The sequence below is a fragment of the Microbacterium umsixpiens genome (assembly GCF_053543675.1).
The window spans coordinates 31,912-39,011 of the sequence record NZ_JBLVOH010000209.1 but is presented as its reverse complement, the minus strand read 5'-3'; the positions used below and the strand labels follow the sequence as shown (position 1 = coordinate 39,011).

Genomic DNA, 7,100 nt, shown 5'->3' with positions numbered 1-7,100 from the left:
GGCGCGCGGCTCGGCGCCCGTGACGAGGTTCACGCCCGCACGTCCGCCCGTGAGCACGTCGAGCGATGCCAGCGAGCGCGCCGTCGTGTACGGGTCGGCGTAGGTGGTGTTGACCGTGGCGATCAGGCCGATGCGCGAGGTGACCCCGGCGAGGAACAGCACCGCGCTCACCGGGTCGATGCGCGCCAGCAGATACGGGTCGCGGAACTCCAGGTCGGGGCCGGTCGCGAGCCAGTCGCCGAAGAAGAGGTAGTCGAGTCCGGCCTCCTCCCCCTCGCGCGCGATGTGCCGGAGGAGGGCGGCGTCCGCGGCCGGATCGCGGTGCGCGCCGGGCTGCCGCCAACCCGAGGGGTAGGCCCCCAGGGTGCGCACCATGGCGCCGATGATGAGGGGTTCGGTCATGCTCGTCACGGTAGGAGCGGGCGCGCACCCGCGACCAGGCGGCCGTCGCCGGACGTCTCGGGGTGTAACAGTCCGACATGTGCACCCCACCCCGTACGCTGAGACCATGACTGGTCTTCGTTGGGGAATCCTCGCTACCGGCGGCATCGCCGGCGCGTTCGCATCCGATCTGCGCACGGCGGGGCTCGACCTCGTGGCGGTGGGTTCACGTTCCCAGGAGTCGGCGGATGCATTCGCCGCGCGCTTCGACATCGCCCATGCGCACCCCTCCTATGAGGCGCTGGTGTCCGACCCCGACGTCGACATCATCTACGTCTCCACTCCGCATCCGATGCATCACGAGAACGCCCGGCTCGCGCTCGAGCACGGCAAGCACGTGCTCGCCGAGAAGGCGTTCACGCTGAACCGCGCCGAGGCCGAAGACCTGCAGGCGCTCGCCGCCGAGAAGGGGCTCCTCGTGATGGAGGCGATGTGGACGCGGTATCTGCCGCACATGATCCGCATCCGCGAGCTCATCGCCGATGGCGCCCTCGGCGAGATCCGCGCGGTCAGCGCCGATCACACGCAGCTGCTGCCCACCGACCCGACGCACCGGCTCAACGCCCTGGAGCTCGGCGGCGGCGCACTGCTCGACCTGGGCATCTACCCGATCTCCTTCGTCTGGGACATGCTGGGCGCTCCGACCGACATCCGCGCCGTCGGCCGCCTGATCGAGACCGGTGCCGACTCCGAGGTCGCCACCGTCATGACCCACGAGGGCGGTGCGATCTCGACCACGCTCTCCTCCTCGCGGGCATCCGGGCCGAACGCGGCCAGCATCATCGGCACCCAGGCGCGGATCGACATCGACCGGGTCTGGTACACCCCCACCACGTTCCGCGTCACCCTCCCGGACGGCACGGTGCAGGAGGAGTACGTCTCCGAGGTCGACGGGCGCGGCATGCAGTTCCAGGCCCTCGCTGCCGAGCGCCTGGTGCGCGACGGCATCCTCGAGGGCGACATCCTTCCGATCGCCGAGAGCGTCGCCATCATGGGCACTCTCGATGAGATCAGGGCGCAGATCGGCGTCCGCTACCCCCGTGAGGAGGCCTGATCATGGCCGAGACCACCGATGCCCGCGTCGCCGTCTACCTCGACTTCGACAACATCGTCATCTCCTGGTACGACCGGGTGCACGGGCGTAACGCCTACGGCAAAGACAGGCAGCGGATCACCGAGAACCCGAACGATCCCGACGTCGTCGAGCGCCTCAGCCGCGCCATGATCGAGGTCGGCGCCATCATCGACTACGCCGCGTCCTTCGGCACCCTGGTGCTGACGCGCGCATACGCCGACTGGTCCTCCCCCGTGAACGCCGTGTACCGCTCGCAGCTCGTGGCCCGCGCCGTCGACCTCGTGCAGCTCTTCCCGGCCGCCGCGTACGCCAAGAACGGCGCCGACATCCGGCTCGCCGTCGACGCGGTCGAAGACATGTTCCGCCTGCCCGACCTCACGCACGTCGTGATCGTGGCCGGCGACAGCGACTACGTGCCGCTTGCGCAGCGCTGCAAGCGACTCGGACGCTACGTGATCGGTGTCGGCGTCTCCGGCTCGACGGCGAAGTCGCTCGCCGCGGCCTGCGACGAGTTCGAGTCGTACGACTCGCTGCCCGGTGTCGTGCGTCCGGTGAAGGCGGCTCCCGCTGTCGCTGCGAAGGCCGAGGCCGTGGCGGAGCCCGCGCCGGAGACGGTGCCGGACACGGCCGACGCGGCGGATGCGCCGAAGGCCAAGGCCCCGCGCCGCGCGAGGTCGAAGGCAGCCGCGGCCAAGGTCGAGGAGCCCAAGCTCGACGAACAGGGCGAAGCGACACAGCTGCTCGAGCGCGCCCTGCGTCTCGGCCACGACAAGGCCGATGCCGACGAGTGGCTGCACAGTTCCGCCGTGAAGACGCACATGCGTCGCATGGACCCGTCGTTCAGCGAGAAGGCCCTCGGCTACCGCTCGTTCTCCGACTTCCTCAAGTCCCGCGACGACATCGCCGAACTTGAAGAGACCGGCCACGAGCGTCTCGTGCGCCTGCGCGAGCTGACGGGCTGATCGAAGCCCTCACTCCACGAAGTCGTACTCCTGGAACTCGGCGACCTCGGGCACCCACCGCTCCGCGACGAACGCCCGGTGCGCGGGATGGCCGTCGTAGGCGTCGTAAACGCTCTGATCCGCGAACACCATCGAGAACTGATGCGTGAGGTCGCTCTTCGCGCTGACCTGACGGCGGATCGTGAAGTCCCCGACGCCGGGGATCGACGTGAGCACGGCGTGGCCGGTCGCCAGGAACTCCTGCTCCTCCGCGGAGCCGGCCGGATGGATCAGGCGGAAGACGACGGTGTGCTGGATCGGCATGGGGCTCCTGTCGGGGTGGTCACTGGTTGCTGAACGCGGCGTCGAACGAGGCTTCGGGCTTCGGCCACAGCAGCGAGCGCACGTACGCCAGCGCCTCGGGGGCGCCGTGCAGGCGGTCCATCCCCGCGTCCTCCCACTCGATCGAGATGGGGCCGGAGTACCCGATCGCATCCAGCGCGCGGAGCGAGTCCTCCCACGGCACATCCCCGTGCCCCGTCGAGACGAAGTCCCAGCCCCGCCGCGGGTCGCCCCACGGCAGGTGCGAGCCGAGCACGCCGGCCCGGCCGTTGTGCGGCCGCATCCGGGTGTCCTTGCAATCCACATGGTAGATCCGGTCGGCGAAGTCCACGATGAAACCGACCGGGTCGATGTTCTGCCACATCATGTGCGACGGGTCCCAGTTGAACCCGAACGCCTCGCGGTGGTCGATCGCCTCCAGCGCACGCACCGACGACCAGTAGTCGTACGCGATCTCGCCCGGATGCACCTCGTGCGCGAACCGCACGCCCTCCGCGTCGAACACGTCGAGGATCGGGTTCCACCGGGCGGCGAAGTCCTCGAACCCGCCCTCGATGACGGATGCCGGAACCGGCGGAAACATCGCCAGATACGGCCAGATCGAGGAGCCGGTGAACCCGACCACGGTGTCGATGTCGAGCTTGCGCGCGACGCGGGCCGCCCGCTTCATGTCCTCGGCCGCCCGCTGCCGCACGCCCTCCGCCTCACCGTCACCCCACACGTACTCGCGCAGGATCGCCTGGTGTCGGAAGTCGATCGGCACATCGCACACGGCTTGACCGGCGAGATGATTCGAGATCGCGAAGATCTTCAGGCCATGCCGGTCGAGGATCTCCCGGCGCGACGCCACGTAGGCGTCGTCTTCATCGGCACGCCGCAGGTCGAGGTGGTCACCGGACGCGGCGACCTCGAGCCCGTCGTATCCCCACTCCGCGGCAAGGCGGGCGACCTCCTCGAACGGCAGGTCCGCCCATTGCCCGGTGAACAGCGTGACCGGATGCGTGCTCATGGATACTCCAATGCCCTGAGGGCAGCGATGCTGCGTGCGGCGAGTTCGTCCTGGCTCGGGGCGAGGGGTCGCCACACCGAGGCCGCGACCGCGATGGTGGCGTTCTCTCCCGTGAAGCTCTCCAGCCCCAGCGGGCCGCGATAGCCGGCGTCGTCGAGGGCCGCGAGGGTCCCGGGCCAGTCGGTGTGGTCGTCGCCGACGGCACCACGGTCGCTGCCGCACACCTGCACGTGGGCGATCGCGGCGCCGGCGGCACGGATCGCCTCGGCGGGCTTCTTCTCCTCGATGTTGAGGTGATACGTGTCGAGTGCGAGTCCGAGTCCCGCACCGAGCAGCGGGCCGAGCGCATCGAGGCTCTGCTCGACCGTGTTGAGCAGGCTCGTCTCGTAGCGGTTCAGCGGCTCGATCGCGAGGGTGATGCCCGCCTCTGCGGCCTCGGCGACGAGGGGCGCGAGGTTCTCCCGCAGCTCCCCCACGACCGCCGCCCGCTCGTCGGCATCCATCCGCCAGGTCACGCCGGTCGGTGCGTAGAAGGGGCCGGCCACGACTCCGGCCCCGAGCGTCTGCGCCGCCGCGATGCAGGCCCGCAGGTACGTCTGCGTCGAGACGACGTCGCCGGCACGGGCGACCAGCGAGCGTCCGGGCCCCATGGCTCCGACGACGATCGCGCCGAGCCCGAGCGCGTCGAGCAGGTCGCGGGTGCGCACGGGATCCCAGTCGCCGACGCTCTCGAGCGGCAGCTCCAGCGCGTCGTACCCGAGGCTCTGGGCCTTGCGGGCGAGCGGCTCGAGCGTCGCGTCGGTCAGCGGAGACGTCCACACCCAGGTGTTGACGGCGATCGTGCGGGGCATCGTTGTCCTTGTGATCGTGACGCGCTCCCACCCTCCCACCCCGCGGGTGCGGAGCGGAAGGGCGGGAGCGGATTTCGGTTACGGGATCTGACGCTGCTGCCACACCGTCGGGTAGCCGGGGAGGTTCTCCCCGCCGAACTTGGCGTAGTGGCCGTCGGGCATGCCCTCGTTGGCCTTCAGGTAGTCGTCGAGCTCGGGCTCCGTGATCGGCTTCTGCGGGAGGACCCATTCCTTCGGAACCTCTTCGCCGGCGAAGATCATCTGCGCCGCGAGCAGCGGAGTGCGCCACTGGAAGTTGGAGTACACCGGCGCGAGACCCGTGAGACCCGTGTCCTTCCACTTGCGCAGGAAGCTCATCTCGTCCTCACCGGTCATGACCGGGTAGTCCGCTCCGGCGTCCTCGAACGCCTCGATGGCCGCGACCGCGCCGTCACCGGCGTCCATCCAGATGCCGTGCACGTCGCCCTTGGCGAGCTCGTCGCTGATGATGCTCTTGATCTCGGCGGGGTCGGCGCCCGTGAAGTGATCCACGGCCTCGATGCCGGCCTCGTCGAAGAGCTTCTCGGCGGCGGCCCAGCGGTGCTCGAGCACGTCGACACCCGGGAGGATGCGCAGTGCCACGACCTTGTCACCCTCTTCGAGGTTGTCGATGAGGAACTCGGCGGTGTCGATGCCCCAGGCGAAGCCGCCGATCGGGTGGATGAACGTGACCGGGCAGTCGGTGTTCACACCGCGGTCGAACACGACGACCGGCTTGCCCGTCTCGCAGGCCCGCTCGACGGCCGGGGTCATGGCCGCCGTGCTGTTCGGCGAGATGAGGAAGACGTCGCATTCGCCCTCGGCGATGAAGTAGTCGATGTCCGCGATCTGCGTGTCATCGGAGTCCTGCGCGTCGCGGGTCTCCATCTCGCTGATGGCGCCCGCATCCTGCAGCGACTTCAGCTGCTCGTTCATCGTGATCCAGCCGGTCTGGCGCCACGGGTTGGAGATCGACGCGTTGGCGAAGCAGGCCTTCTGGGCCCCTTCGCTCGCGAACTCCGCCGTGTCGACCATCTCGGCGTTGATGTGCTGCAGGTAGGGCTCGTCTTCCGGCCCCTGAGGGGTGACACCGCGCTCCTCATCCTGCTTGTCGAAGAGCTCCTGGTCGAACCACTCTGTCGTCTCTGCCGTCTCCTCGGGGTTCTCCGACTCCGCCGGCGCCACGGACGGGTCGGTCGTACACCCGGCGAGCGCGATGAGGCCGAAGAGAGCCACCCCTGCGGTGGCGATCTTCATCGATCGTCGCATTGCTAATCTCCTCTGGTTTCTGTGTTGATGGTGCTGGTGGAACTGGTGGTTTCAGGGATTCTGGGTTCTTCGGGAGGGATGTCCGAGGGCAGCGGCCCGCGCTTGCGCCGCGCCCGGAAGGCGACGGCGGAGTAGGCGACCGCGGCGATGATGATGACGCCCTGCACGGCATCGCGCAGTGTCGAGGGGATCCCGGCGATGTTGAGCAGCATGAACAGGGCCTCGAGGGCGAAGGCACCGGCGACCGCGCCGACGATCCAGCCGCGACCACCGCCCAGCACGACGCCGCCGAGCACCACGGCCGTGATGGCGGTGAACTCGTATCCACGGCCGACCGAGGGGTGCACACCGGCGTATCCGACCAGGAGTACGGCCGACAGCGAGGCGGAGAGCGACGAGATGACGAACGCGCGCGTCGTCACCCAGGCGCGGCGGGCACCGGCGTAGTCGACCGCACCGGCGTTGTCGCCGACCGCGATCAGCGTCTTGCCCAGCGGGCGCTTGGTGATCCAGATGCCGAGTCCCAGCCAGACGATGAGCAGCAGCACCGCCCAGGGGATGAACTCGAGGAACGGCACGTCGCGGATGCCGCCGCGACCGATCTCGCGGAAGCTGTCGGCCGGGTTCCCGGTGGCCGCTCCCCCGGTCCACCACATCACTCCGCCCAGCAGGGCGAGCATCATGCCGAGCGTGACGATGAACGACGGCACTTTCAGCAGTGTCGTGATCACCCCGTTCACGAGGCCGACGGCCACCGCGAAGACGATCATGAGCAGCAGGACCGGTACCGTGCGGGTGTCGTCCTGACCGACCAGGTTGCCGGCGATGATCACCTGCGCCGTGATGAGTGAACCCTGCGAGAGGTCGAACTCCCCGGCGATGATCACGAAGTACTGGCCGATCGCGACGATCGCGATGGGCGCCACCCGCTGGATGAAGCGCATGAACTGACCGGGCTCGGCGAAGCTCGGGTTGAGGATCGTCACGGCCACCAGCAGCAGCACGAGCAGCAGGAACACAGCCCCACGGGGACTCACGAGGGTGCGCAGCGCGTTCATGAGCGTCCTCCTTCCGTGGCGGTGCCGATATCGGATGCGGTGACAGTGGTGACGTCGGCGAGCTGCGACGCGGCGGCGGCCATCTCGGGCGCCGCC

At 69.1% G+C, this 7,100-nt stretch carries 8 protein-coding genes; 2 read left to right on the top strand and 6 right to left on the bottom strand.

Annotated elements, in window-relative coordinates; all coding sequences use genetic code 11:
- Nucleotides 1-402, bottom strand: a 402-nt coding sequence (locus ACNPM4_RS18180) for an LLM class flavin-dependent oxidoreductase (RefSeq protein ID WP_448986627.1), incomplete at its 3' end; no start/stop codon positions are given.
- A 106-nt stretch (nt 403-508) separates the two neighbouring features.
- On the opposite strand from ACNPM4_RS18180, the gene ACNPM4_RS18175 reads away from it, so the two are divergent.
- Together ACNPM4_RS18175 and ACNPM4_RS18170 are read left to right on the top strand one after the other, a co-directional pair.
- Nucleotides 509-1,495: a Gfo/Idh/MocA family protein gene (locus tag ACNPM4_RS18175; RefSeq protein ID WP_400858942.1), complete on the top strand. Its 987-nt coding sequence runs from the start codon at nt 509-511 to the stop codon at nt 1,493-1,495.
- Nucleotides 1,496-1,497: 2 nt separating this feature from the next.
- Nucleotides 1,498-2,478 carry an NYN domain-containing protein gene (locus ACNPM4_RS18170; RefSeq protein WP_400858940.1) on the top strand — a complete coding sequence of 327 codons (981 nt, stop codon included), beginning with the start codon at nt 1,498-1,500 and terminating at the stop codon, nt 2,476-2,478.
- Between the two features lie 9 nt (nt 2,479-2,487).
- On the opposite strand, the gene ACNPM4_RS18165 is transcribed toward ACNPM4_RS18170, so the two are convergent.
- From ACNPM4_RS18165 to ACNPM4_RS18145, 5 genes are all read right to left on the bottom strand, one after another.
- Nucleotides 2,488-2,781, bottom strand: a complete 294-nt coding sequence (locus ACNPM4_RS18165; protein WP_091031146.1) for a Dabb family protein — start codon at nt 2,779-2,781, stop codon at nt 2,488-2,490.
- A 19-nt stretch (nt 2,782-2,800) separates the two neighbouring features.
- Nucleotides 2,801-3,808 (bottom strand): sugar phosphate isomerase/epimerase family protein, encoded by a 1,008-nt coding sequence (locus tag ACNPM4_RS18160; protein WP_448986626.1) that lies wholly within the window; start codon nt 3,806-3,808, stop codon nt 2,801-2,803.
- Nucleotides 3,805-4,659: a sugar phosphate isomerase/epimerase family protein gene (locus tag ACNPM4_RS18155; RefSeq protein ID WP_448986625.1), complete on the bottom strand. Its 855-nt coding sequence runs from the start codon at nt 4,657-4,659 to the stop codon at nt 3,805-3,807. The genes ACNPM4_RS18160 and ACNPM4_RS18155 overlap by 4 nt, the downstream gene beginning before the upstream one ends.
- A 78-nt stretch (nt 4,660-4,737) precedes the next feature.
- Entirely contained in the window at nt 4,738-5,946 is a 1,209-nt protein-coding gene (locus ACNPM4_RS18150; RefSeq protein WP_448986624.1) for a substrate-binding domain-containing protein, read from the bottom strand.
- Nucleotides 5,947-5,948: 2 nt separating this feature from the next.
- Nucleotides 5,949-7,004 (bottom strand): ABC transporter permease, encoded by a 1,056-nt coding sequence (locus ACNPM4_RS18145; protein WP_448986623.1) that lies wholly within the window; start codon nt 7,002-7,004, stop codon nt 5,949-5,951.
- Nucleotides 7,005-7,100: the final 96 nt, after the last annotated feature.

Excerpts from the sequence above, each read along its gene's own strand:
- ACNPM4_RS18175 (WP_400858942.1), top strand. The coding sequence starts at position 509 with ATGACTGGTCTTCGTTGGGGAATCCTCGCTACCGGCGGCATCGCCGGC.
- ACNPM4_RS18170 (WP_400858940.1), top strand. The coding sequence starts at position 1,498 with ATGGCCGAGACCACCGATGCCCGCGTCGCCGTCTACCTCGACTTCGAC.
- ACNPM4_RS18165 (WP_091031146.1), bottom strand. The coding sequence starts at position 2,781 with ATGCCGATCCAGCACACCGTCGTCTTCCGCCTGATCCATCCGGCCGGC.
- ACNPM4_RS18160 (WP_448986626.1), bottom strand. The coding sequence starts at position 3,808 with ATGAGCACGCATCCGGTCACGCTGTTCACCGGGCAATGGGCGGACCTG.
- ACNPM4_RS18155 (WP_448986625.1), bottom strand. The coding sequence starts at position 4,659 with ATGCCCCGCACGATCGCCGTCAACACCTGGGTGTGGACGTCTCCGCTG.
- ACNPM4_RS18150 (WP_448986624.1), bottom strand. The coding sequence starts at position 5,946 with ATGCGACGATCGATGAAGATCGCCACCGCAGGGGTGGCTCTCTTCGGC.
- ACNPM4_RS18145 (WP_448986623.1), bottom strand. The coding sequence starts at position 7,004 with ATGAACGCGCTGCGCACCCTCGTGAGTCCCCGTGGGGCTGTGTTCCTG.